General features: G+C 41.0%; 25 protein-coding genes. 19 read left to right on the plus strand and 6 right to left on the minus strand.

Going from position 1 to position 22,881, the window contains the following annotated elements; translation table 11 throughout:
- Positions 1-626: 626 nt before the first annotated feature.
- The 7 genes from ilvN to JBW_RS23710 all read left to right on the plus strand — a co-directional run bounded on the left by ilvN (position 627) and on the right by JBW_RS23710 (position 7,323).
- Positions 627-1,172 carry an acetolactate synthase small subunit gene (gene ilvN / locus JBW_RS02750; RefSeq protein ID WP_007958835.1) on the plus strand — a complete coding sequence of 182 codons (546 nt, stop codon included), beginning with the start codon at positions 627-629 and terminating at the stop codon, positions 1,170-1,172.
- A 100-nt stretch (positions 1,173-1,272) separates the two neighbouring features.
- On the plus strand, positions 1,273-2,268 hold the full coding sequence (ilvC, locus tag JBW_RS02755; protein ID WP_036681542.1) for a ketol-acid reductoisomerase: 996 nt from the start codon (positions 1,273-1,275) through the stop codon (positions 2,266-2,268).
- A gap of 18 nt (positions 2,269-2,286) precedes the next feature.
- Positions 2,287-3,813, plus strand: a complete 1,527-nt coding sequence (locus tag JBW_RS02760; RefSeq protein ID WP_007958839.1) for a 2-isopropylmalate synthase — start codon at positions 2,287-2,289, stop codon at positions 3,811-3,813.
- A 93-nt stretch (positions 3,814-3,906) separates the two neighbouring features.
- Positions 3,907-4,980 (plus strand): 3-isopropylmalate dehydrogenase, encoded by a 1,074-nt coding sequence (gene leuB, locus JBW_RS02765; RefSeq protein ID WP_036681544.1) that lies wholly within the window; start codon positions 3,907-3,909, stop codon positions 4,978-4,980.
- A 24-nt stretch (positions 4,981-5,004) separates the two neighbouring features.
- Entirely contained in the window at positions 5,005-6,678 is a 1,674-nt protein-coding gene (gene ilvB / locus JBW_RS02770) for a biosynthetic-type acetolactate synthase large subunit (protein ID WP_007958842.1), read from the plus strand.
- 126 nt (positions 6,679-6,804) lie between these two features.
- Positions 6,805-6,966, plus strand: coding sequence for a transposase (locus JBW_RS25925; protein WP_082076253.1), 162 nt, complete (start codon positions 6,805-6,807; stop codon positions 6,964-6,966).
- Between the two features lie 57 nt (positions 6,967-7,023).
- Positions 7,024-7,323, plus strand: a complete 300-nt coding sequence (locus JBW_RS23710) for a hypothetical protein (protein WP_158453442.1) — start codon at positions 7,024-7,026, stop codon at positions 7,321-7,323.
- A 60-nt stretch (positions 7,324-7,383) separates the two neighbouring features.
- Here the strand turns inward: JBW_RS23710 and JBW_RS02780 are convergent, their stop codons facing one another.
- From JBW_RS02780 to JBW_RS02805, 6 genes are all read right to left on the minus strand, one after another.
- Positions 7,384-8,433 carry a hypothetical protein gene (locus JBW_RS02780; protein WP_007958844.1) on the minus strand — a complete coding sequence of 350 codons (1,050 nt, stop codon included), beginning with the start codon at positions 8,431-8,433 and terminating at the stop codon, positions 7,384-7,386.
- A gap of 201 nt (positions 8,434-8,634) precedes the next feature.
- Positions 8,635-9,582, minus strand: coding sequence for a hypothetical protein (locus tag JBW_RS02785; RefSeq protein WP_007958845.1), 948 nt, complete (start codon positions 9,580-9,582; stop codon positions 8,635-8,637).
- A 113-nt stretch (positions 9,583-9,695) separates the two neighbouring features.
- Complete coding sequence (locus tag JBW_RS02790; protein WP_007958846.1) at positions 9,696-10,757, minus strand: type II and III secretion system protein; 1,062 nt, start codon at positions 10,755-10,757, stop codon at positions 9,696-9,698.
- A 57-nt stretch (positions 10,758-10,814) separates the two neighbouring features.
- Positions 10,815-11,462, minus strand: coding sequence for a hypothetical protein (locus tag JBW_RS02795; protein ID WP_007958847.1), 648 nt, complete (start codon positions 11,460-11,462; stop codon positions 10,815-10,817).
- Between the two features lie 241 nt (positions 11,463-11,703).
- Complete coding sequence (locus tag JBW_RS02800; RefSeq protein ID WP_007958848.1) at positions 11,704-12,873, minus strand: aminotransferase class I/II-fold pyridoxal phosphate-dependent enzyme; 1,170 nt, start codon at positions 12,871-12,873, stop codon at positions 11,704-11,706.
- The gene (locus JBW_RS02805) at positions 12,870-13,349 is read right to left on the minus strand and encodes an Lrp/AsnC family transcriptional regulator (RefSeq protein ID WP_007958850.1); all 480 of its coding nucleotides are present in this window, start codon (positions 13,347-13,349) and stop codon (positions 12,870-12,872) included. The genes JBW_RS02800 and JBW_RS02805 overlap by 4 nt, the downstream gene beginning before the upstream one ends.
- A gap of 452 nt (positions 13,350-13,801) precedes the next feature.
- Between JBW_RS02805 and JBW_RS02810 the strand changes: the two genes are divergently transcribed.
- The 12 genes from JBW_RS02810 (at position 13,802) to atpG (ending at position 22,877) form a co-directional block, all read left to right on the plus strand.
- The gene (locus tag JBW_RS02810) at positions 13,802-14,218 is read left to right on the plus strand and encodes a deoxycytidylate deaminase (protein WP_007958852.1); all 417 of its coding nucleotides are present in this window, start codon (positions 13,802-13,804) and stop codon (positions 14,216-14,218) included.
- 21 nt (positions 14,219-14,239) lie between these two features.
- Positions 14,240-14,899 carry a hypothetical protein gene (locus tag JBW_RS02815; RefSeq protein ID WP_007958854.1) on the plus strand — a complete coding sequence of 220 codons (660 nt, stop codon included), beginning with the start codon at positions 14,240-14,242 and terminating at the stop codon, positions 14,897-14,899.
- Between the two features lie 94 nt (positions 14,900-14,993).
- Positions 14,994-16,022 (plus strand): glycosyltransferase family 4 protein, encoded by a 1,029-nt coding sequence (locus JBW_RS02820; RefSeq protein WP_007958856.1) that lies wholly within the window; start codon positions 14,994-14,996, stop codon positions 16,020-16,022.
- A 197-nt stretch (positions 16,023-16,219) separates the two neighbouring features.
- Positions 16,220-17,401 carry a non-hydrolyzing UDP-N-acetylglucosamine 2-epimerase gene (wecB, locus tag JBW_RS02825; protein ID WP_007958858.1) on the plus strand — a complete coding sequence of 394 codons (1,182 nt, stop codon included), beginning with the start codon at positions 16,220-16,222 and terminating at the stop codon, positions 17,399-17,401.
- Positions 17,402-17,669: 268 nt separating this feature from the next.
- Positions 17,670-17,882, plus strand: coding sequence for an AtpZ/AtpI family protein (locus JBW_RS02830; protein WP_007958859.1), 213 nt, complete (start codon positions 17,670-17,672; stop codon positions 17,880-17,882).
- A gap of 28 nt (positions 17,883-17,910) precedes the next feature.
- On the plus strand, positions 17,911-18,294 hold the full coding sequence (locus JBW_RS02835) for an ATP synthase subunit I (protein ID WP_007958862.1): 384 nt from the start codon (positions 17,911-17,913) through the stop codon (positions 18,292-18,294).
- Between the two features lie 58 nt (positions 18,295-18,352).
- Positions 18,353-19,024, plus strand: coding sequence for a F0F1 ATP synthase subunit A (atpB, locus tag JBW_RS02840; protein ID WP_007958863.1), 672 nt, complete (start codon positions 18,353-18,355; stop codon positions 19,022-19,024).
- Between the two features lie 71 nt (positions 19,025-19,095).
- Complete coding sequence (gene atpE, locus JBW_RS02845; protein WP_007958865.1) at positions 19,096-19,347, plus strand: F0F1 ATP synthase subunit C; 252 nt, start codon at positions 19,096-19,098, stop codon at positions 19,345-19,347.
- 68 nt (positions 19,348-19,415) lie between these two features.
- A complete protein-coding gene (gene atpF, locus JBW_RS02850) occupies positions 19,416-19,928 on the plus strand; it encodes a F0F1 ATP synthase subunit B (protein WP_235334126.1) in 513 nt (170 codons plus the stop codon).
- On the plus strand, positions 19,922-20,488 hold the full coding sequence (locus JBW_RS02855) for a F0F1 ATP synthase subunit delta (RefSeq protein WP_007958869.1): 567 nt from the start codon (positions 19,922-19,924) through the stop codon (positions 20,486-20,488). The genes atpF and JBW_RS02855 overlap by 7 nt, the downstream gene beginning before the upstream one ends.
- Before the next feature lie 2 nt (positions 20,489-20,490).
- Complete coding sequence (gene atpA / locus JBW_RS02860; RefSeq protein ID WP_007958871.1) at positions 20,491-22,017, plus strand: F0F1 ATP synthase subunit alpha; 1,527 nt, start codon at positions 20,491-20,493, stop codon at positions 22,015-22,017.
- A gap of 5 nt (positions 22,018-22,022) precedes the next feature.
- Positions 22,023-22,877, plus strand: a complete 855-nt coding sequence (gene atpG / locus JBW_RS02865; RefSeq protein WP_007958873.1) for an ATP synthase F1 subunit gamma — start codon at positions 22,023-22,025, stop codon at positions 22,875-22,877.
- Positions 22,878-22,881 lie beyond the last annotated feature (4 nt).

Below are 22,881 nucleotides of genomic sequence, written 5' to 3' on the forward strand. Positions count from 1 at the left end.
TTTCTGGTGTGTCTGGTGTGATTTGATTGCTTTTACATATTTTAAAGAAATTGTCAGTAATTTTCTTGTTATTTATTATGGTAAAATAGTAAAATAATCTTGCTTTTTCTCTGTAATGACTGGTATAATGGCTTAAAATGTTACACATGGGTAGCTACGTGAAACAATTTTGTCTTTCTGTGAAGGTCATTTTCCTTATTTGTTCATGTTGCAGGTTCATATTTACTGAAGGAGGACTTGTATGCATTGGAATGAGAATGCTTAAACTAAGTATAATCTGATGTGTAATCGCCAATAGAAAAGGTGACCGGTGGAAAGATTTGAGTATGTAGCCGATTGGTCTTGGCAATAGGGTAACGTTGTCGTTTGAAGTGTAAAAAAAGTTACAACGTCGTAACGAGAAAGAGTATCTAGGGTTCCGCTGTAAAAAGGACTGGACCGAGCGATACAAATGCGCGTATGCGGATTACACCGTGAGTATAAAAGACTCTGCGGAAATTTTCTCACTGCTGAAGCCTGTCGTATACATGATTGTTTCAGCAAAGAATAGACAAATCTATTCTTATAGTGGGAACCTTTCGGTGGTTTTTTTGTTTTTACTAAGCAATAAAATGGAGGTGGATGGAATGGGTCATCATACAATCTCAATTTTAGTACTGAATCAATCGGGGGTATTGGTACGAGTAGCTGGAATGTTTTCTCGCCGAGGGTTTAATATTGAAAGTTTAGCTGTAGGTACTACTCATGTTCCAGAATACTCGCGTATTACAGCGGTCATGCAAGGGAGTGACGCGATTGTAGCGCAGGTAGTGAAGCAATTAGAAAAATTGGTAGAAGTAAGGGCCGTAGAGATCCTGCCTGTTAATACTGCAGTCGTAAGAGACATGGCGATGATAAAAGTCAAGGCGGAGCAAGAAAAGAAGTTAGAAGTTTTGCAGCTGGCAGAAACTTTTGGAGCCAAGGTCGTGGATATTTCAAATGAGACTTTAATGGTAGAAATAACTAGTGGGAAAACCAATACGGATGCATTAATTAATGCTTTATCATCCTATGGAATTTTAGAAATGATTCGTACAGGTGTTGTTGGTCTGCAACGGGGTGACTGTAGTATCTATGAAAAAGAAAAATGTGAAATTAGTGATTTATTCGATGCAACTCTGGCCAAGGTATAAGGCAAAACCACCTCTCAAATTCTAAAGAGGTTATCTCTAGGAAAGAAAGAGGCTGTTTTATATAGCATAAGAATATTAAAATGTAGGAGAGATGATGAAAATGAGTAAAATGTATTATGACAAAGATGCGGTAGTAGAATTAATTACAAGAAAAACGGTGGCGATTATTGGCTATGGAAGCCAAGGGCATGCTCATGCACTGAATTTACATGATAATGGAGTAAAAGTAATTGTAGGTTTGTACGAGGGCAGTAAATCTTGGGAGAAAGCAAAAAGTGATGGTCTAGAGGTTCAGGAAGTTGCTCAAGCAGTAGCTGCTGCTGATGTCGTTATGATTTTAGTTCCTGATGAAAAACAAGCTAAAATTTACAAAGAACAAATCGCACCAAATTTGAAAGCTGGTTCTGCCTTGGCTTTTGCCCATGGCTTTAATATTCATTTTAACCAGATTACTCCGCCAGCGGATGTAGATGTATTTATGGTGGCTCCTAAAGGTCCTGGGCATTTAGTTCGCCGTGTATTCCAAGAAGGCGGCGGAGTGCCATGTTTAAAGGCTGTATATCAAGATGCGTCAGGTCAGGCTGAAGCTTTATCCTTAGCTTATGCATGGGGTGTTGGCGGTACAAGAGCAGGAGTATTGACAACTACTTTCAAAGAAGAAACAGAAACAGATCTATTTGGTGAGCAAACTGTCTTGTGCGGTGGTACTACTGCTTTAGTAAAGGCCGGTTTTGAAACGTTAGTAGAAGCTGGTTATCAGCCTGAGATTGCTTATTTTGAATGTTTGCATGAATTGAAATTGATTGTAGACCTTATGTATGAAGGCGGTATGGCAGCTATGCGTTACTCTATCAGCGATACGGCTGAATATGGTGATTATATGGTTGGCAACCGAATTGTAACAGATGCAACAAAAGTAGAAATGAAAAAAGTCTTAACAGAAATACAAAACGGTGTATTTGCGAAAAACTGGATTTTGGAAAATCAAGCAAATCGTCCTGAATTTTCTGCAACTAGACGCCGTGAAGCAGAGCATCAAATTGAAACAGTGGGTAAAGAACTGCGCGGTATGATGAGCTGGCTGAAGAAAAAATAGTAGGACAGAGGTGTTGGTATGGAACGCAGAATTAAGATTTTTGATACCACACTACGTGATGGTGAGCAGACGCCTGGCGTATGTTTGGATATGCATGAAAAACTGGAAATTGCCCGAAGTCTGGTTAAATTAAATGTGGATATTATTGAAGCGGGTTTTCCTATTGCTTCTCCAGGGGATTTTAAAGGTGTCAGTCAAATTGCAGAATGTATAAAAGGCCCTGTAATTGCAGGCTTATCAAGAGCCAATAAAAAAGATATTGATGCCGTGGTGGAAGCTTTGAAGAAGGCTGAGCGTCCTCGGGTTCATACGTTTATAGCAACGAGTGATATTCACATGGAATATAAATTGAAAATGTCCCGGGATCAGGTCTTGGCGGCTACAGAGGAATCGGTTCGCTATGCGAAACAATTTATCGAGGATATTGAATTTTCCGCGGAAGATGCTTCTCGGTCAGACTGGGGTTTTCTCTGCCAAGTATATGGCAAAGCCATTGCAGCAGGTGCAACGGTTATTAATGTGCCAGATACAGTCGGGTATACAACACCTGATGAATACGGTGCCTTAATTCGTCATTTACGGGAACATGTGCCTGGTATTGATAAGGTCGATATTAGTGTTCATTGTCACAATGATTTAGGATTGGCTGTGGCCAATTCTCTGGCTGCTGTGCAAGCTGGTGCTAACCAAGTGGAGTGCACGATCAATGGATTGGGTGAACGAGCTGGAAATGCTGCATTGGAAGAGTTGATTATGGCCTTTTATACTCGCCGTGATTACTATAAAGTAACCACTGGCATTGATACAAAACAAATTTATCGTGCCTCTACGCAAGTGAGTGCATTAACAGGTGTGGATGTGCAAATTAATAAGGCAATAGTTGGTGATAATGCTTTTGCTCACGAGTCTGGCATACATCAACACGGTGTTATGAATAACTCGCTAACCTATGAAATTATTTCTCCTGAAGTGATTGGCATGAGTCGTAATTCCATTGTGTTGGGGAAACATTCCGGCAGACATGCTTTTGAAGATCGTCTAAAGCAGCTGGATTATAATTTGGACAGCGAAACAGTTAATATGCTGTTTGCCAAATTTAAAGACTTGGCGGATCGCAAAAAAGTGGTGTTTGATCAGGATATTGTAGCCTTGATTATTGACAAACCTTCTGTTCATCCTGCCTGGTATCGTTTAGTTTCTTATCAAGTCGTGAGCGGCGGCAGTGCAAATGCTGCAACAGCTTCTGTGCGATTAGAGACAAGTAATGGTATCACGGAAGAGGCAAGCTGCGGTGATGGTCCGGTAGATGCAGTATTTAAGGCGATTGAACAGGCGGTAGGTTTTGCTATTGGTTTAAAAGATTATCAATTAAAAGCCATTACTGCTGGCGAAGATGCTTTGGGGGAATCGACTGTATGGATCGAGTATAACGACGCTGTATATAATGGACGAGGTTTAAGTACAGATGTGATTGAAGCAAGCGCCAGAGCGTATATTAATGCGATTAATAAACGATTGACAGCATGTGGTTATCCCGAGGCTTAAGCAAGTCGCCGCGGAGTGATGCTGGTGAAGTAAATAGTAGCTGCAGGATTATTTCATGCTGCAGTTGATTTAGTAGGTCAAGGAGAAAAAATGATGAGTGAGAAACGAATTGTTGTGATCCCTGGTGATGGTATTGGGGAAGAAATAACAACAGCTGCTGTCTGTATACTAAAAAAAGCAGCAGGTAAGAGTGGAATACAATTACATGTTGAGCGTCATTTGGCTGGCGGCGCGGCCATCGATGCTTATGGTCTTCCTCTGCCTGATAGTACCATCCAGGCAGCGAAGAAGGCAGATGCCATACTGCTTGGAGCTGTTGGCGGTCCTAAGTGGGATCAGGTTGCTCCGGAAATTCGAGCGGAAAAAGCGATTTTAGGATTGCGCAAAGAGTTGGGGCTATATGCGAACCTGCGGCCCATCCGTGTAGCAGAAGCATTAATTGAATTTTCCCCCTTAAAACCAGAGGCAATTTCTGGTGTGGATATTTTATTAGTACGAGAATTAAATGGCGGTATTTATTATGGCACGAAAAATGAAGCGGCAGTGGTAAACGGTGTGGAGCAAGCATCGGATCTAGAAATATATAGCACTCCTGAAGTGGAGCGGATTGTAAAGCTGGCCTGCCAGGCAGCTCAATTACGGCGCAAACAGGTAGTATCTGTAGATAAAGCCAATGTCTTGGCTTCCTCACGTTTATGGCGTAAAACAGCGCAAAAGACTGCCGCACAGTATCCTGATGTCAATTTGAGTCACCTTTATGTTGATAATTGTGCTATGCAGTTAATTTTGGCACCAAAGCAGTTTGACGTAATTGTAACTAACAACCTGTTTGGCGATATATTAAGTGATGAAGCGGCTGTTCTTACAGGATCTATTGGCATGCTGCCGTCGGCTAGTCTGGGCGATGGTACGGGCTTGTATGAACCGATCCATGGTTCGGCTCCTGACATCGCAGGTAAGGGCTTGGCCAATCCGGTGGGGACCATCTTATCCGCCGCCATGCTTCTTCGTTACTCATTAGGTGCCGAAGAAGCAGCGGCAGCAATTGAAAAAGCCGTGGATCAAGTCTTGGTTCAAGGATATCGTACAGCCGATTTGTATAAACCTGGTTCAACTAAAGTTTCAACGGAAGAAATAACGAGTTTGATTGAGAAACAACTTGGTTAACATCTTCGTTAGGAGGTGACTTGTATGAAGATATCTGGTGCCCAGGGGATCATAGAATGTTTATTAGAGCAAGGAGTCGATACGGTTTTTGGTTATCCTGGAGGACGTATTCTGCCCCTGTATGATGCGATATATGAAGGAAAGATACGCCACATCCTTACGGTGCATGAACAAGGGGCTATCCATGCGGCAGATGGTTATGCCCGTGCTAGCGGCAAGGTAGGAGTTTGTATCGCCACCAGCGGTCCGGGAGCTACCAACTTAGTAACTGGTCTTGCGAATGCCTATTTGGATTCAGTACCCTTAGTTGTTATCACGGGTCAAGTTTCTACAGATCTAATTGGTGCTGATGCATTTCAAGAAGTGGACATCACTGGGATTACGATGCCGATAACGAAACATAATTTTCTAGTTAAAGATGCTGCAACCTTACCGGAAATCATGCGTTTTGCTTTTCGGATTGCCTCTTCAGGACGTCCGGGGCCCGTACTGATTGATATACCCAGTGATATTCAAACAAATCTGTTTACCTTCACCAAAGAAGAAGATCAGGAAAAAAACAAACCTAAATTGCAATGGGAATTATCAGAACTGGGAAGTTCGCTGATCGATAAGGCGGTAGCAGTGCTGGAATCAGCAAAACAGCCTGTAATGATCGTTGGCGGCGGTGTAGTTTCATCTGGGGCTTATGAACAGGTTGTTGCATTAGCTGAAAAGATGAATGCTCCTGTTGTGAGCACTCTGATGGGACTGGGATCATTTTCTTCAGAACATCCATTATTCTTAGGCTTGACAGGGATGCACGGACATAAAAGAGCCAATCTTGCCGTTCATGGTGCTGATGTGGTAATCGCCATCGGCAGCCGCTTCAATGATCGGGTAACAGGCAATAAGTTCAAATATGCAGAAGGAAAATCGCTCATTCACATTGATGTAGATCCTGCCGAATTGGATAAGAATGTTTCCACCCATATTCCTCTGGCGGGAGATGTGAAGCAATTGGTAACTACACTGCACGAGCGGATGAAGCCTCTTAATCCCTGTCCATGGTGGAAGGTGATCCAGGAATGGAAACAAGAATTTGCAGCAAAACCGGATGGAAATGATCTTTCAGCCACATGGATGCTAAGGCAAGTAGCTGAAAGAACAAAGGGAAAACCATTCATTTTTGCGACAGATGTAGGGCAGCATCAAATGTGGGCGGCTCAGAATCTCCACATCGAGTCCCCTCGTTCTTGGATTACTTCTGGCGGCTTAGGTACGATGGGATTTGGTCTTCCTGCTGCTATTGGCGCTCAGGTAGCCATGCCGACGAAGCGGGTGATCGCCATTGTCGGTGATGGGGGCATAAAAATGACAGGCTGTGAACTCTTTACCGCAGCGAGTCAGGGATTGCCTTTGATTACGATTATTGTGGATAACAGTTCTTTGGGAATGGTGCGTCAATTACAACAGCTGTTTTATAAACAGCGGTATTCGGAGTCTTTATTGCCGGTGCCGATGGATTTTGTCTGCTTTGCAAAAGCCTTTGGCATTGAAGGTACATTGACTACGACGCAAGAAGAATTCTTAGCAGCATTTTCCGCTGCAGTGGAGAGCAACTGTCCTCGGGTGATTATCGTCAAAATCCCTACAGAACAGATCGTTACCCCCATGCTGAAACCAAATTCACCACTGGATACATTTATGGATATATAGTAAAACAAAGAGACCTAAGCGTTATGGCTTGGTCTCTTTGTTTTATATGGTTTGTGGAAGTGAATAAAGAGTGATTTAACCGCAGAGGCGCAGAGAATACTGAGAAAAATATCAATAGGATAAAAAATACCCCTCTGTGTACTCTGCGCCTCTGCGGTTCGGTTCTTCGAAGAAGAAGAGGATTATAAACAATTTATCGAAACAATACAAAAGTATAAATGGAAAAGTGGATATGAAATTTATGCTTATTGCCTGATGGGAAATCATGTACATCTTTTAATGAAGTAGGGATAGAAAAATTGGAACAAGTGATGCGGCGGATATGTGGCAGATGTCAATTTTCTCTTGGAGATATTTAATGAAAACAAAGAAAAGGCAGTCCAGAGGTTTATACAATATACGAATGAACAGAGTGATTCCATATGTTTGGATATTGATAGAGAATCAAAGTGTCGGATAACCGATGAAGAAGCAAAAGGAATTATAAAAAAGGTTTGCGAAATAAAGAATGCAATTGATTTACAAACATTTGAGATCACAAGAAGAAATATGTACTTAGGGAAACTAAAAGAAGACTATAATCTGTCGATTCGTCAAATTGAAAGACTTACGGGTATTAATCGAGGTATTGTTTTAAAGGCATAATCATGTCAACAACCCCGTCCCCGTGACACCCCGTGACACCTCAGACCTGTTGTTCTGTGACTACCATTGTCCTTTTATTTGCTGTTTTAATAAGTTGTTAAAATAAGCCATTGGATCTTGTTGTATTAAGTTTGCTTGGTCTATATATTGTTCACGGGTTCTAGTCTCAGGGTGACTTGCAATTAAATCCGGCTGTTCAATGCAGGAAAGTTTCCCGTTTTTGTAGCTCAATGTGAAGGACATTTGGGGCAAATCTTCAGCGCCATTAATGCTTATATACGTAATTGCGCCTATTATTCCATATTTCATTGTATCATTTTCTCGTTCATCGAATTTTAAACAGTCCTCTGGAGTGATATTTCTATTTAACAGACGATCTAGTTCAGGAGTTAGCCCAACAATTTTACCATCTTCCACTGTTAAGTCTGTAATGGCTATCTTTCCGTTCGTTTTCTCATTCAGATAGTTTGCAATTCTTCCTAAGGCTTGTGCGGTTCCGGCAAAATTCCCTGATACTTTCGTATATGTTTCAGAATTATGCTGAAATAAACTAGCGAGCGTACTTGCTTCGCTGCTCAAATCATTTGCAATCTGTTGACACTTTTCAGGATCATCAATACCGCTTACGGTAATTTTATTTTGGCAGTCAACACTGATACGTAGCTCTTGGTCACTGCTGAGTTGAATATTGTTTTTAGTCAATACTGTAGAGATTTTTTTTTCTTCTAATACTGCATTTCTTTTGTGAAAAGCAGCATCAAATATGTTTCCATCGAGCTCTTTAAGCATAAAATAGTATTCTTCATCACTTAGCTCATCACCGTTAGCAAATTTTTCGCCAAGTTGATTGGCCGTTGAAGAACCAGTATATTTCTTGGAAGGGTCTGTCAAGTCTTGTGCTTCGGAATTTGAATTGGATAGTTTTTGGTTGGTTGCCGTATTATAGACCAAATCGTTACCATTTTGATCATAGCCCGTGTTTACTGTCTTACTTTTTAAAGAGATGTTTGTCGCTACTGTCGCCATTTTGTTTTGGTTGGTAGTGGTTTTAATCATTAAAGATTGTAATACATTCGAAAGTAGTGAGGTATTTGTTTTGGTAATTCTCATTGCAATTCCTCCGATGTCATTATAGATGGCTTATAGTTATTATCTATGATATCGTAAAAACCCAATAAATGGTTAAGTAGTAATATTAATCTTGCTTAGCATTGAAGTATTGTATCGTGCATGTTACATAGTGCAAAATAGGTAAGAGTCAATACCCAAAGCCGGGCTTTGGATATTGACTCTTACTGTATTCGTATTAAGTTAGAAGGCGAACGTTGTATCATATTCATAGGTGAGCGTAAGTTTGGGGTTATCAACTTGAACGAGATTAATTCCAGCCTTTATACTGGTGCCGGAAAATGCAATATACCAATCATCTTTTAAAAGGAAACCAGCAGTTTTTATTTCAGGGACATCCCCAGTGTTCCAATTGGCATTATACCATTTTTGTTGATATTTTGCTCCTGGGGTAACACACATTTGCCAATTAATTCCTGTAGAGTAAGGACTTTTGGTCGCAATAAGGGAAGCCGATAGAACTTTCGCATTGGGATCGAGTGTCTCTCTTCTTGCATTAGCCACAGCAGGAGCCGATAGCTTGCCATCATAAGAGACCAGATGAATGACACCTGTTCCTGGAGTTATCGTATCGGTACTTATATTATCTATAAATTTAAGAGTGTAGTCTGTGCTGGTTGGGCTACCAATGGTTTTTGGTACGATTTTGACGTAATAGGTAGTATTATTAATTAGAGTATTGGCAGGGACTCTAATGATTTTATTTTGCTGAAAGGCTGCCTGCTTGTAACTTTGTGCAGTCAGTATAGTTCTATTGCTCGCGTCCACTAACGTAAGATCATAGTCGTTTGAGCGTTGGCTAACTTCTAGTGTAATGGCAAATCTACCATTTGATGCGGTTGATCCGGCAGATTTTTGATATACGAACTTATAAAAATCTATGTCGTTCCTATCTTTTATCGTACCATTCATATAGTAAATAGCAGATGGAGTATTAAGATTGTAATCCTTTGATTGGGCAGTAGCTATCGTATCATTCTGATTTGATAGTGGGTTAGTCTTAGTATTATCCTCGTTTTCAGTCTGAAGGTAGAACGAAGTACCTGCCCAGGCAGGGGTCGATAATCCTATTAACAACGTTAGGCATACTAGGGGAATTGCAAATTTCTTTAGTATCGTATTTTTGATCATGATAAACACTCCTCGTAACATATTTTTTTACTAAGTCAGTAGTTACAGCAGGCACCTACTGTATGTACTAGCCCAGTGCCGATAGCAGGCATGCTTTAGGCCTGCTATCGGCACTATGTTAGTGCTAGGGCTCGGTTGATGGTAAGGGTAATAAGCCGTACGGCGAGGGTTAGAACGGCGGTATTACGCTGCTTTTCCGTGTGCTCCTGAGAGAATAGATATTTGAGCAGGGGGATCTTGCCTAAGATGGGAACGTCGGAAGTGCTTTTCGTATCATTGTCCGTAATAAAAGTGCCAATTACATAGATGTGGTTGTCGGCGGGAAGCATCCGCGTGGTTGTCATGGTTTTCACACTGGACTCTGGAGCGGATACACCTTTCAATACAGAACTGCCAGAAATGATGCTGACCTTGATATCCACATCGACACGTATGATGCTGTCTTCGGGCTTGTCCTCGTTATATTCCATAACGGTGGGAATGACAGAAATGCTGGTTTCGAGGTTTTGGAATTGCGTCTGGACATTGCCCTGGTTATCAGTGCTGAAAATAGGAACGCTTTTTATGTTTGAGATTTGTGATTTTATGCCATTGGGAGTGTAGACTTCACTGGATACTAAGACTTTACTGTTGTTCAGTGCTTCGTTTAGCGATGCAATATCTGAGGAACTGGCTTCTAAATGTTTGGTGTCGGTGCGAGTACTGGCAATATCCGTACTTTTGTTCCAGTCGATCGTCGCCCTGCCCGTGAAAGTAGGGATGGGATTGATACCGATATAGCGGGAATTGGACTGTGTTAGCTCTCTTAGGCTCGCTGCGATGATGATAAGATGGGTAGAATTGTGATCTGCAAAAAGCCGTTGTAATAGATTAAGTGCCTGCTGCAAAGACTCTGAGTTTCCAGACAAAACCATATAAGGAGGTAAACCGGGCGGGGCATATACCATACTGGAAACTGGAATGATATTAGTGGTCTGCATTTGTTGAACCAAGTCCTTGGCTGCCGTTACCATATTGAGATTTAACGGTATGATTGCAACCGTTCCATCGGAGCTTAGATCATAATTTAGGCTGATTAATGGAGTTTCGGCATGAATCGCAGTAGTGAAGAAAGATAAAAACAGATAAAAGGCTAAAAGGAATCGGAAGATAAATGGAAGGGCTTTATTTTTCACATAACGAGCTCCTTGTGTTTGATTTTATTTGAAAATGGCCCTTGCTGCTGTGTAAGGCTATTTCAGCCCGGAAGAGAGGATAAATTGCAAACCGGGTGCTGCGTAAATCGGCCATTGTAGGTGCAGGATTCCTTCCACTTGCTGAATTGTATACTGCATCCGTGTTGGGAGATAAAGGCGCAGCCAGTTGTGATTCCCAGCGATGCTAACATTTGTTTCAATTCCTAAGTTTCTCTGACTAAGATGTATTTGAAACCCCTTCACTCCTGATATGTCAGCGATATCAATATAGTTTGTATTATCAATGGTAAGAGTCGACATTTTAGTGTTTTCGCTAACGGTAAAAATTGTAGAAATAAAATATAATGTTGTTGTATGGTTGTTTTTCAATCCAGCAGCATAAGCGGTTTGGTTTTTTAACGTTGTAATATCGCCAGTAACGTAATATTGTCCTGGCGGCAGATGAAGTAAGGCCGTGCCGCTTGCTCCAGTGTGCCCTGAATCTTGGGAATGAGAGGTATTGATTCGCCAGGCCGTAAGCCGGACGTGGGATAGAGGATTTGCATTCAGGTCTAGCAATTGCAGTGGAATCATATTGTTGGCTGCTGCTTCAATGATTGAGTTTGGCAAGGATGAAAGTCCAAACACGATAATGATGATGAGTATCTTGAAAATGGATTGCTGATAATGTAGGTTGGACTGCATCGTAAATGCTCCTTTTTTGTAATTTTTTAAAAATAATGTAATATATTTCCATCATACTCCCTTTTATTGGAAATAACATCTATCAAAAGGTATATTTTTCCAGAATTTTCAAAGAAAATTCAAATTTTATCAATTTTTGTAAATTGCTGTCTTGCAGAAAAAACTTCTGTCTTGTGTGCTGATGACAAAATAATAGGGACCCAGTTACAATTCACTGGGTCCCTAGTGGGTTCTTGTTCTCTTATTTTTTTATACTTTCAATAAAACGTCCGATGCGTTCCAGGGCTTCTGTAATATTTTTGGTAGAGGTAGCATAGGAACAGCGGACAAAGCCTTCGCCGCTTTCACCAAAGGCATCCCCTGGCACTAAGGCTACTTTTTCAGTCATGAGAAGTTGTTCGGCAAATTCTAAAGACGTTAGACCTGTCTTCTTAATAGAAGGGAAAATATAAAATGCTCCCTTGGGTTCAAAACAATCCAGGCCCATTTGGCGAAATCCATTGAAAATTAAACGACGGCGATAATTGTATTCTGATACCATGTGTTCTACGTTCTTTTCGCCGCTCTTTAGGGCTTCAATCGCTGCAATTTGCGCTGTGATGGGAGTACATAACATCGTATACTGATGGATTTTCGTCATGGCAGCAATGAAATCAACATTGGAAACTGCATAACCAATACGCCAGCCTGTCATGGCATAGGCTTTGGAAAAACCATTTAAGACGATGGTGCGATCTCGCATGCCGGGTAAACTGGAGAAACAAGTATGAGTGCCATCATAGGTTAATTTGGCGTAGATCTCATCAGAAATAACAATGAGATCATGTTTTAGTGCAAAAGCAGCAATGCCTTCTAAGTCCTCTCTGCTCATAATCGCACCGGTAGGATTATTGGGATAACCAATAAGTAATATTTTGGTACGAGGCGTCACATATTCTTCTAATTGCTCTGCCGTAATCCGAAATTCATTTTCTACATTGGTGGGTATAGTAATGGGAGTGCCGCCTGCCAATGTGACGCAGGATTTATAAGATACATAGCAGGGCTCGGGAACAAGGACTTCATCACCAGGACCTAGCAGGGCCCGCATGGCCAAATCAAGACCTTCGCTAACCCCGACGGTTACAAGGACTTCTTGGCGGGGATCATAGGTTACCTGATAATCCTTATGTAGGGATTTGGCAATTTCTTCACGAAGCTCGAGCAGTCCATAATTGGAAGTGTAGGAAGTATAGCCGCGGTGCAAGCCGTGAATACAGCTTTCCCGTATATGCCATGGCGTGATAAAATCCGGCTCACCAACACCCAAGGAGATTACGCCTTTCATTTCCGCAGCGATGTCAAAGAAGCGACGGATGCCTGAAGGCGGAATGGCTTTAACGGTTGGCGCTATGCGATCAGACCAATTCATGGTGATACCACCAGCCTATGCTCTTCTTCTTCATCATTAATAATAACCCCGGCAAATTTATATTTTTTTAGCATAAAATGAGTTGTAGTGCTGACAACCCCATCGATTGTAGATAATTTGGTAGAAACAAAATCAGCTACTTCTTTTAGGCTGGTCCCTTCTACGGTAACCGATAAATCGTAACCTCCTGACATTAAATACAAGCTGCGTACTTCCGAATAACGATAAATGCGTTCAGCGATGGCATCAAAGCCTACTTCACGCTGAGGGGTAATTCTTACTTCAATTACAGCGGTGACATTATCCACGCCCGCCTTTTCCCAATCAATGATGGTTTGGTACTTTACAATGATTTTTTCATCTTGATATTTTTTTATCAGTGCGGCAATTTCCTCTGCAGGTTTATTTAGCATAATTGCCAATTGATCCGGGGTTTGGGTATGGTCTTTTTCTAGACATTCTAAAAGTTCTTTCATCGAATGTTTCCTCCTTGCTATTTTAAAGAACACTGTATTTTTTAGAATACCACATATGCTGAAAAAAAGTACATGGATTTACAAAAATAATATGATGATTCTTGAAAACAATGCGCTTATTTAAGAAAAAACAATGAACCATTATATTTATTGTTAAAAGGAAGTGCCAGTATCCTTCTTGTTTTAAGTAAGAAAGATTTTATAGGTGGAAAAAGATGAGATTTGATGAACCACAAAAGGCGCAATGCCGCTGTCCGCGGCACACAAAGGATAACACAAAAATTAAAAAAAACTTTGTGTCCTTTGCGTCTTTGTGGTTCAATTCTTTTTAGGTTTTAAAGAATGCGTTAGCATTTTCGTATTCGCTAATTCTTTTTTTCCCTTTTTTATAGTATAATTGGAAAGAAGTATGTATAGCATTTATGATGAATAGTTAATTAGAGGGGACATGTATGCGGAAGAACTGGGATTTATATTTTTTAGATATTGCATTTCAGGTAGCGGAGCGCAGTACTTGCTTAAGACGGCAGGTGGGCGCTGTGATCGTAAAAGATAAAAGAATCAAAGGGACTGGCTATAACGGCAGTCCGGCGGGGTTGCCTCATTGTATCGATGATGGTTGCGCTATGCTGGATGGACATTGTATACGCTGCATTCACGCGGAGCCCAATGCCCTGCTGGAATGCACTCCTGATGAAAGGCAAGGAGCTACTTTGTATTGTACCGATAGGCCCTGTCCTGAATGCCAGAAGCTCATCATTACTTCTGGTATTACAAAAGTAGTATATGGGAGAGATTATAATCCCCATACAGATTGGTTTGCGCTATCTTCTATTGAAGTAGTATACATGCCAAAAGAGGAAATGTAATTTTATCCTAGGAGGAGCATTGTGATTGAGTCGATTTATCTGCCAAAGCTGAATAATCTAACTCCTACCTTAGATTCAACGCTACTTAAGATTATGGAAGAAGCCGGTGAATTAGCTCGAGCAGTGCTGCACTTCTTGCCATATGAGAATATGCTGTCTGCTAAGGAAAATATTCCAGTAATCGCAGAAGAATTGTTAGAAGAAGTAGCAACCGAGTTATTAGACGTAGCGCAAACATGTGTTACCATGTTGTTTGTTATGGAAGAATCCTATGATGTAGAAGTGGATGCCTTAATTGATGAACATATTGGGAAATTGACACGTAAAGGATATTTGTTTGATCATACGCTTTTCTATAGTATTACAACGGTAGGTGCATTTAAGTATTTAAATTTACCTAGGCTCATTTTAGATGATGTGACTCTCTTAACGACGGTTTGCAAAATTCAAGAAGAAATAGGGGAATTTACGCAATTCTTGGGAAAACGATCAGGGGCATCAGGTGAAAAGCCAGAATTAGGAGTGCAGGCTGCCTTGTTAGGCTGTGCCTATGAGCTATTAGACGTGGCTCAATGTTGTTTTACCATGATGTATATTCTGGCAAAAAAGTACCAGGTTAATATGGAAGAGCTATTAGCAGGACACATAGCCAAACTCAGACGAAAAGGCTATTGCATGTGATCGAAGCAAATAATTTCACTAAAGTAGAATCCGTTTGACAAGGGTATTAGCGTGATGTAAAATGGGATTGTTGCGTAGAAATGAGGTGCTAATTATGCAAACATATATTGTGGCGTTTACGATTGCTTTAGCGGTTGCTTACTTTGCAACACCGCGGGTAAAAGATTTTGCGATAAAAGTCGGAGCATTGGATGCTCCAGATGATCGAAAAGTGCATACTAAACCCATTCCCCGGATGGGTGGATTGGCTATTTATGCAGCCTTCGTGTTGGCTGTGTTAGCAAGTATGTACGTAAGTCGTGAGGTTATGGGGCTGCTAGTAGGCGGTACAGTCATTCTAATCGTAGGTATTATTGATGACTTAAAGCCATTGCCAGCGAGGGTGAAGCTGTTAGGTCAAATCATAGCAGCGGCTGTTCTGGTCATGTTCGACATTAAGATTGAGTGGCTAACCAATCCTTTTGGCGAAATGATTTATGTAGAGTACTTGGCAATACCACTGACGATTTTGTGGGTGGTTGGCTTAACTAATACAGTTAACTTGATTGATGGATTGGACGGATTGGCGGCAGGAGTATCTACCATTGCGTCAGTTACGATTCTGTTAGTGGCGTTGCAGCAAAATTTCTGGACTGTGGCTGTGTTAACAGCAGCGTTAGCTGGGAGTGCATTGGGCTTTTTACAGCATAATTTCAATCCGGCGAAAATATTTATGGGTGATACAGGAAGTATGTTTTTAGGATATATGTTAGCTGCGATATCCATTCTCGGTACTGTGAAAAGTGCGGCTACCATTGCTTTGATTGTACCGATTGTAGCTTTAGGTTTGCCGATTTTGGATACGGCTTTTGCAATTATTCGCCGTTACATGAGTGGACGTCCTATTTTTAAACCCGATAAAGGGCATTTGCATCATCGATTATTAGAGATGGGGCTTACGCAAAAGCAAGCCGTATTATTAATGTATGTTATGAGCGGCTGTTTAGGTTTGAGTGCCATTGCCTTAACCGAGGTGAATAAATCCTTTGGGGCGCTTATTATTGTTGTTTTGCTGGGTATTGCCTTTGTTGGTGCGAAAAAAATAGGTGTCCTAAAGGCAACGAAGTCAATTGAAAGTCACTGAGGATACATTTTGGGCGGGCATTATGCCTGCCCATTTTTATTCTGTTATTAGAGTGCAGCTTATAATTTAGAACTCTTTGTGCCCTTTGCGTCTTTGTGGTTCTATTGTTTTAAGTTTTATAAAAAAATTCTCTTGCTGAAAGATAGTATAACCTTTTCAATAAAACAATAAAGTGGATTTAAAGGGGGAGTATGTATATGTCACGTATTAAAGTAATGACCGTATTTGGAACAAGGCCAGAAGCTATTAAAATGGCTCCGGTTATTTTAGAACTCAACAAGCATTCAGAACATATTATACCGATTGTAGCAGTTACTGCCCAACATAGAGAGATGTTAGACCAAGTACTACAATTATTTCACATTGTGCCAGACTATGATCTGGATATTATGTCTCAAGGACAAACCTTATTTGATATCACTTCCAGGGCTATGTATGGGCTAAATGAAGTGCTAAGTAAGGAAAAGCCTGACATTGTTTTGGTGCATGGAGATACAACCACTACTTTTGCGGGAGCGTTGGCTGCATTTTACCACCAAACAGCTGTTGGTCATGTAGAGGCTGGTCTTAGGACTCATAATAAATATTCACCATTCCCTGAGGAAATGAATCGTAAATTAACAGGTTCCTTGACCGATATCCATTTTGCTCCAACAAAAACGGCAAAAGAAAATTTAATAAGAGAAGCAATAACAGCCGATGCTACTTTTGTTACGGGCAATACTGTAATTGATGCGCTGCTGACGACTGTGGACAAAAACTATCGATTTGCCGAGGAAGTCTTGGCGAATATCGATTATACAAGAAAACGGGTTATTTTAGTAACGACTCATCGACGTGAAAATTTAGGGGAGCCCATGAGGCATGTATACCAAGCCTTACGAGATATTGTGACAGAGTTTGAAGATGTGGAAGTTGTTTTTCCAGTCCATAAAAATCCTCTTGTGCGGGATGTTGTCAATAGCGAATTAGGCGGTATTGGCAGGGTGAAATTAATTGATCCTCTAGAGTATCAGCCATTCGCCAACTTATTGGCTCGTTCATACCTTGTTCTCACTGATTCCGGCGGTGTGCAGGAAGAAGCTCCTGCCTTAGGAAAACCTGTGTTGGTATTGCGGGATAATACAGAACGCCCAGAAGCGATTGAAGCCGGAACTGTAAAGTTGATTGGTACGAATAAAGATAGAGTGTATCAAGAGACACGATTATTACTAGCTGATTCGGGGGAATATGATCGTATGGCAAATGCTTGCAATCCTTATGGCGATGGACAAGCTTCCAGACGAATTGTAGAAACGATTTTATGGAAATATGGCTTTTCCCAAGAAAAACCAAGTCAGTTTGGTGATTCTTGCGATCTTAGGATAAAAAAAGATTGATACAGGTGAAGACTACTCTTTTTGAGTTCTAGGAACGCCTATTCGCCGGATTTGTGGCTCTGAGGCTCCCACTAGAAAGAAGGGAATCTTAGAGCTGTTTATTTATTACATTAGATTGGAATATGCTTGTGTAAAAAAGACAAAAAAAGGGCAAGAAAATGCCATTGTATACATAGATAATGGCAGGAGTTTCCTGGTGGCTGTCGAAAATTAAACTATTAGAAAAAATGACTCGAATCATTTTATAATTCTAATAGAGGTAGATGCCATGCGAAAAGATAAGAACACATTGTTAAGTGCATTTAATACAGCGGCATCCATTGGTTTTTATTTGGTATCCTCTGTAGCGGCAGGCATATTGTTAGGCAGGTTTGTAGATGGGTATTTTTCTATTGCTCCTTGGGGAACTGTCTGGGGCATTGTGCTCGGTATGATAGCGGGAATGTGGTCCATATATAAGAAAGTGGTGGGAGGAAAATAGAGAGTAATTCATTACTTTCTGGATCGATATGCAGGAATATGTTGTAGAAATTAAAAAGACAATCATGCAAATGTTAGTATGGGGTAGTTTGATCTGTGCTGCGGCTTATTTTACAGGACATTCTGAAAAAATATCCGGACTCATTATTGGAATTTTCACGAGTGCGATTTATTTTTTATTAATGGGGTATCGTATAAAGAAAAGTGCTGAAATGCCTGTAAATCAGGCATTACTATATACAAAAATAGGTTGGCTCATACGGTTGAGTTTTATTGTTGCGATGTTGTTATTGTCAATAAAACTGCCAGGAATTGATTTTTGGTCAGCTGTATTTGGCTTATTTAGTCTGCAGATTGTTTTGTTCTTACAAGCTGTAGTGCTTGTAACAAAAAGTTTTTTCGTAAAATCATAGTTGCATAGACGCAATTTAGCGTTTTAGCATATTGTATTAACAAGAAAGGAGGGAGGATATGGAACACGGTCATGAAATTGGAAGTCATCCCTTAGCCCATTTTGCAGGTTTGACCTTTAATATGGATACGCTAATCATGACTTGGATTACGATGGCAATTGTCATTGTACTGGCGATAGCCGCAACCAGGAGAATTGAACTTCGGCCGCGAGGCTGGCAGAATTTCTTAGAAATGGCTGTCGTTTATTTACTGGAACAAGTGGAGACAAACATGGGACCAAAAGGTCAAAAACTAGCTCCGCTCATTATCACACTATTTTTATTCTTAGTAGTAGGTAATGAACTCGGATTAGTACCGGGTTTTACATCGCCAACCAATGATATTAATACGACACTAGGATTAGCATTAATGATTGTTGCAATCGTTCATGTTCTAGGAATCAAAAACAAAGGGTTTACAAGGTATATCAAACATTTTTTTGAACCCTATATACCTTTTGTAGTGATTAATATTATTGAAGAGGTTGCCAAGCCAATTACATTATCATTTCGTTTATTCGGTAATATTTTGGCTGGAGAAATTCTATTACTGGTATTAGGCATGCTGGTACCTTATTTTGTACCTACGTTATGGCTGGCTTTTAGTGTGTTTGTTGGTATTGTACAAGCATTTATCTTTACCATGTTGTCAATATCCTATCTTTCAAACTCAATGCAAGACGGTCATTAGGTAAGGCGTAAAGATTGTGAATACAGATGATAATCAAATAAATTAAAAAGATATTTAAGGAGGAATTTATTATGGAACATGCAATTATCGTGGCTGCTTCCGTTTTAGGGGCAGGATTTGCCATTGGTTTGGCTGCAATTGGTGCTGGTATTGGTGATGGTGCTGTAACCGCAAAGGCGATTGAGGGGATGGCTAGGCAGCCAGAAGCCAAAGGTACAATTTTGGTTAATATGTTGATTTCAGTAGGTTTGATCGAATCGATTCCAATTATTGCTGCTGTAATTGCCATTGTATTGGTATTTGCGAATCCGTTTATAAAATAAGGTTTTAAATAAGGTTGCTGGCTTGAAAAGTTCTTGCCAGTGTCTCCTTTATACCGATCAAAGAGGAGGTGCTTTCATTGGTTGAATTGAATGGGACGCTACTAGCGCAAATTGTGAATTTCCTGCTTTTAGTTGTCATCCTTGCTAAATTTGCCTATAAACCGTTAATGCAAGGCTTGGCAGATCGTCAACAAAAAATTGCGGATGCGATTGATACCGCAGAACGTGACAGACGAGAAGCTGAACAACTAAAACTAGAATATAAGCAGCATTTGGTAGAAGCGCGAGCTAAAGCACAAGCAATTGTGGAAACCGCTGAGAAATTGGCAGAAGAAAATAAAGAAGAAATTTTAAAATCTGCACGAGCAGAAAGTGCTCATATCTTGCAAAAAGCCCAAGAAGAAGTGATGCGAGAACGTGAGTTAGCTCTAGCACAGCTTCGCAGTGAAGTGGTAGCTATGTCTATGGCAGCTGCAACTAAAATTGTAAAAGAAAAAATGGATACCGAATTAAACGCTAGCATTGTGTCTGATTTTATTGAAAAACTCGATGAACAGAAAATAGGTGGTATGCCATGCTAGCCAATCAGTTAGCCGTAAAATATGCTCAGGCCCTTTATGAATTGGCCGCTGAAAAAGATATGCTGGATATAACGGAACAAGAGCTGCATTTTGTAGAAAGTACAATTGCCTCTTATGACGACCTATCGACATTGATGTATCATCCCCAGGTACTGGCCCAAGCGAAAAAAGAAACCATTCATAAAGTTTTTGGACAAGACATTCATGATTTTGTCCTTAACTTTTTATTGTTACTGGTGGACAAACGACGGGAAAGCATTTTACCAGCGATTATTTATGAATATGTAAAACTGGCAAATCAGGCTCGAAATATTGTGGAGGCTGAAGTAACTACAGCCTTACCTCTAGATGAAGGCCAGCATACAGCACTTGTAAATAAATTAAGTTTGGTAACGGGCAAAACAATCGTATTGAAAACACAAATTAATCAAGGGATTATTGGAGGAATCATTGTCAAGATTGGCGATAAGCTCATCGATGGCAGTGTGGTTCGTCAATTAGCGACATTGAAAAAAGCGCTTTTAAATAATGAAGTGACGGGGATTGAGGTGACAGACTAAATATGAAAATCAGGCCAGAAGAAATAACTGCGATTATTAAGCAGCAGATTGAAAATTATCAAGTAGACCTTAATGTCGATGATATTGGTACTGTTATTGAGGTTGGAGATGGTATTGCTCGTATTCATGGTCTCGCCAAAGCGATGGCAGGTGAATTATTAGAGTTTCCTCATGAAGTATATGGCATGGTACTGAATCTTGAAGAAGACAATGTAGGTGCGGTTTTACTAGGGGGAGAAACCTTAATTAAAGAAGGCGATACTGTACGTCGTACAGGTCGTATCATGCAGGTTCCTGTTGGCGAAGCAATGATTGGACGAGTCGTCAATGCACTCGGTCAGCCCATTGATGGAAAAGGGCCTATACAGACAACGGAGTTTCGCCCCGTTGAATTTTTAGCTCCTGGTATTGCAGCTCGTCAATCCGTTAAGCAGCCCCTGCAAACCGGTATCAAGGCTATTGACTCTATGGTTCCCATTGGTCGCGGACAGCGTGAGCTGATTATTGGAGACCGTGGTACCGGAAAAACAGCCATTGCCGTTGATACAATTCTGAACCAAAAAGGGCAGGATGTAATTTGCATCTATGTGGCAATTGGGCAGAAAGCATCTACGGTAGCTCGTGTAGTACATACCCTAGAAGAAAGCGGCGCTATGGCTTACTCCATTGTTGTTGTTGCCTCGGCATCCGACAGTGCGCCATTGCAGTACATAGCCCCTTATGCTGGTGTCGCCATCGGTGAGTACTTTATGTACAAAGGCGGTCATGTACTTTGCGTATATGATGACTTATCCAAGCATGCGGTAGCCTATCGTGCCATGTCATTATTACTGCGTCGTCCTCCAGGACGTGAAGCGTATCCGGGTGATGTTTTCTACTTGCATTCTCGCTTGTTGGAGCGGGCAGCTAAGCTATCTGATGAACTAGGCGGTGGTTCCATTACCGCATTGCCAATCATTGAGACATTGGCAGGCGACGTGTCCGCATACATCCCCACCAATGTAATTTCCATTACGGATGGTCAGATCTTCCTGGAAAGTGAAATGTTCTACGCGGGTGTCAGACCGGCGATTAATGCTGGCTTGTCAGTATCCCGGGTAGGGGGTTCTGCTCAAATTAAAGCTATGAAACAAGTCGCAGGACGTTTGCGTCTTGATTTGGCACAATATCGGGAATTGGCAGCCTTTGCTCAGTTTGGTTCTGATCTTGATAAAGACACCAAAGCTTCTTTAGATAGAGGACAACGTACCATTGAAGTATTAAAACAGCCTCAATACTCTCCGATAGTGGTGGAAGAACAAGTCATGATTATTTATACGGCCATTAATGGCTATATCGATGATGTTCCTGTGGCGGATGTGGCTAAGTTTGAGCGTGATTTTATCAAGTTCTTACGATCTAACCATCCTGCTATTGGAGAAACCATCAGGGAATCAAAAGTTCTGTCTACCGATACGGAAAATGCGCTAAAAGAAGCGATTAAAGAGTTTAAAGAAACATTTCTTACTGATGATAAAACGGCGAGGTGATGTAAATGCCTAATGCACAGGATATACGCCGCCGTATAAAAAGCGTAAAAAATATTGAACAAATTACCAAGGCTATGAAAATGGTGGCGGCCGCAAGGTTGCGCAGGGCCCAAGAAAAAGCTGCTGCAAGTCTTCCTTATACACAAAAAGTACGAGAAGTGCTGGCAAGCGTAGCTAGTCATGCAAGTGATCTTTCTCATCCTTTGCTGGAAGTAAGAGAAGTCAAAAACATTGCTTACTTAGTGCTAAGCGCTGATAAGGGATTAGCAGGCGCCTATTCTTCTAATGTGATCAAAGAAGTGTTGCCCCGTATTGCAGGTAAGGCAAACAGCAGTGTGATTACCGTTGGGCGTAAGGCAAGAGATTATTTTAAACGACGCGGCTATCGCATCGATGAAGAATTTACCGGCTTTTCGGAAAAACCTACCCTACAGCATGCGATCAACATCGCCAGATCTGTAGGGGAAGGGTTTAAAAGCGGCAGATATGATGAGATCCATTTGGTCTACACCGTATTTCATTCTGCGATTACCCAAAAGGCTACCAGTGTAAAGCTTTTGCCCATTGAAGATGTGGCCGCATCGGATGCCGATGCCAATCCTTCAGACTACATTTTTGAGCCTTCAGCGGAAGAAGTTCTGAATCACTTAGTTCCTCAATATTTAGAAACGACGATTTATGGGGCATTGCTTCAGGCATCCGCTAGTGAGCTGGGAGCTCGCATGACAGCCATGGGTTCTGCCACTGATAATGCAGAAGAATTAATTGCAAAATTGATTTTAAATTATAATAAAATTCGTCAGGCTACCATTACTCGGGAAATTTCCGAGATCGTGGGCGGCGCCGAAGCGTTGAAGTAAAAAG

Source organism: Pelosinus fermentans JBW45 (genome assembly GCF_000271665.2).
Classification (GTDB): Bacteria; Bacillota; Negativicutes; order DSM-13327; family DSM-13327; genus Pelosinus; species Pelosinus baikalensis.

What these genes read in the sequence shown, in the direction of transcription:
- JBW_RS02810 (WP_007958852.1), top strand. Translation starts at nt 13,802, where the DNA reads ATGCGGAAGAACTGGGATTTATATTTTTTAGATATTGCATTTCAGGTA.
- atpA (WP_007958871.1), top strand. Translation starts at nt 20,491, where the DNA reads ATGAAAATCAGGCCAGAAGAAATAACTGCGATTATTAAGCAGCAGATT.
- JBW_RS02795 (WP_007958847.1), bottom strand. Translation starts at nt 11,462, where the DNA reads ATGCAGTCCAACCTACATTATCAGCAATCCATTTTCAAGATACTCATC.
- JBW_RS02760 (WP_007958839.1), top strand. Translation starts at nt 2,287, where the DNA reads ATGGAACGCAGAATTAAGATTTTTGATACCACACTACGTGATGGTGAG.
- JBW_RS02800 (WP_007958848.1), bottom strand. Translation starts at nt 12,873, where the DNA reads ATGAATTGGTCTGATCGCATAGCGCCAACCGTTAAAGCCATTCCGCCT.
- ilvC (WP_036681542.1), top strand. Translation starts at nt 1,273, where the DNA reads ATGAGTAAAATGTATTATGACAAAGATGCGGTAGTAGAATTAATTACA.
- atpB (WP_007958863.1), top strand. Translation starts at nt 18,353, where the DNA reads ATGGAACACGGTCATGAAATTGGAAGTCATCCCTTAGCCCATTTTGCA.
- JBW_RS02785 (WP_007958845.1), bottom strand. Translation starts at nt 9,582, where the DNA reads ATGATCAAAAATACGATACTAAAGAAATTTGCAATTCCCCTAGTATGC.
- JBW_RS02855 (WP_007958869.1), top strand. Translation starts at nt 19,922, where the DNA reads ATGCTAGCCAATCAGTTAGCCGTAAAATATGCTCAGGCCCTTTATGAA.
- ilvN (WP_007958835.1), top strand. Translation starts at nt 627, where the DNA reads ATGGGTCATCATACAATCTCAATTTTAGTACTGAATCAATCGGGGGTA.
- wecB (WP_007958858.1), top strand. Translation starts at nt 16,220, where the DNA reads ATGTCACGTATTAAAGTAATGACCGTATTTGGAACAAGGCCAGAAGCT.
- JBW_RS02820 (WP_007958856.1), top strand. Translation starts at nt 14,994, where the DNA reads ATGCAAACATATATTGTGGCGTTTACGATTGCTTTAGCGGTTGCTTAC.
- leuB (WP_036681544.1), top strand. Translation starts at nt 3,907, where the DNA reads ATGAGTGAGAAACGAATTGTTGTGATCCCTGGTGATGGTATTGGGGAA.
- JBW_RS02835 (WP_007958862.1), top strand. Translation starts at nt 17,911, where the DNA reads ATGCAGGAATATGTTGTAGAAATTAAAAAGACAATCATGCAAATGTTA.
- atpE (WP_007958865.1), top strand. Translation starts at nt 19,096, where the DNA reads ATGGAACATGCAATTATCGTGGCTGCTTCCGTTTTAGGGGCAGGATTT.
- ilvB (WP_007958842.1), top strand. Translation starts at nt 5,005, where the DNA reads ATGAAGATATCTGGTGCCCAGGGGATCATAGAATGTTTATTAGAGCAA.
- JBW_RS02805 (WP_007958850.1), bottom strand. Translation starts at nt 13,349, where the DNA reads ATGAAAGAACTTTTAGAATGTCTAGAAAAAGACCATACCCAAACCCCG.
- atpG (WP_007958873.1), top strand. Translation starts at nt 22,023, where the DNA reads ATGCCTAATGCACAGGATATACGCCGCCGTATAAAAAGCGTAAAAAAT.
- JBW_RS02830 (WP_007958859.1), top strand. Translation starts at nt 17,670, where the DNA reads ATGCGAAAAGATAAGAACACATTGTTAAGTGCATTTAATACAGCGGCA.
- JBW_RS02780 (WP_007958844.1), bottom strand. Translation starts at nt 8,433, where the DNA reads ATGAGAATTACCAAAACAAATACCTCACTACTTTCGAATGTATTACAA.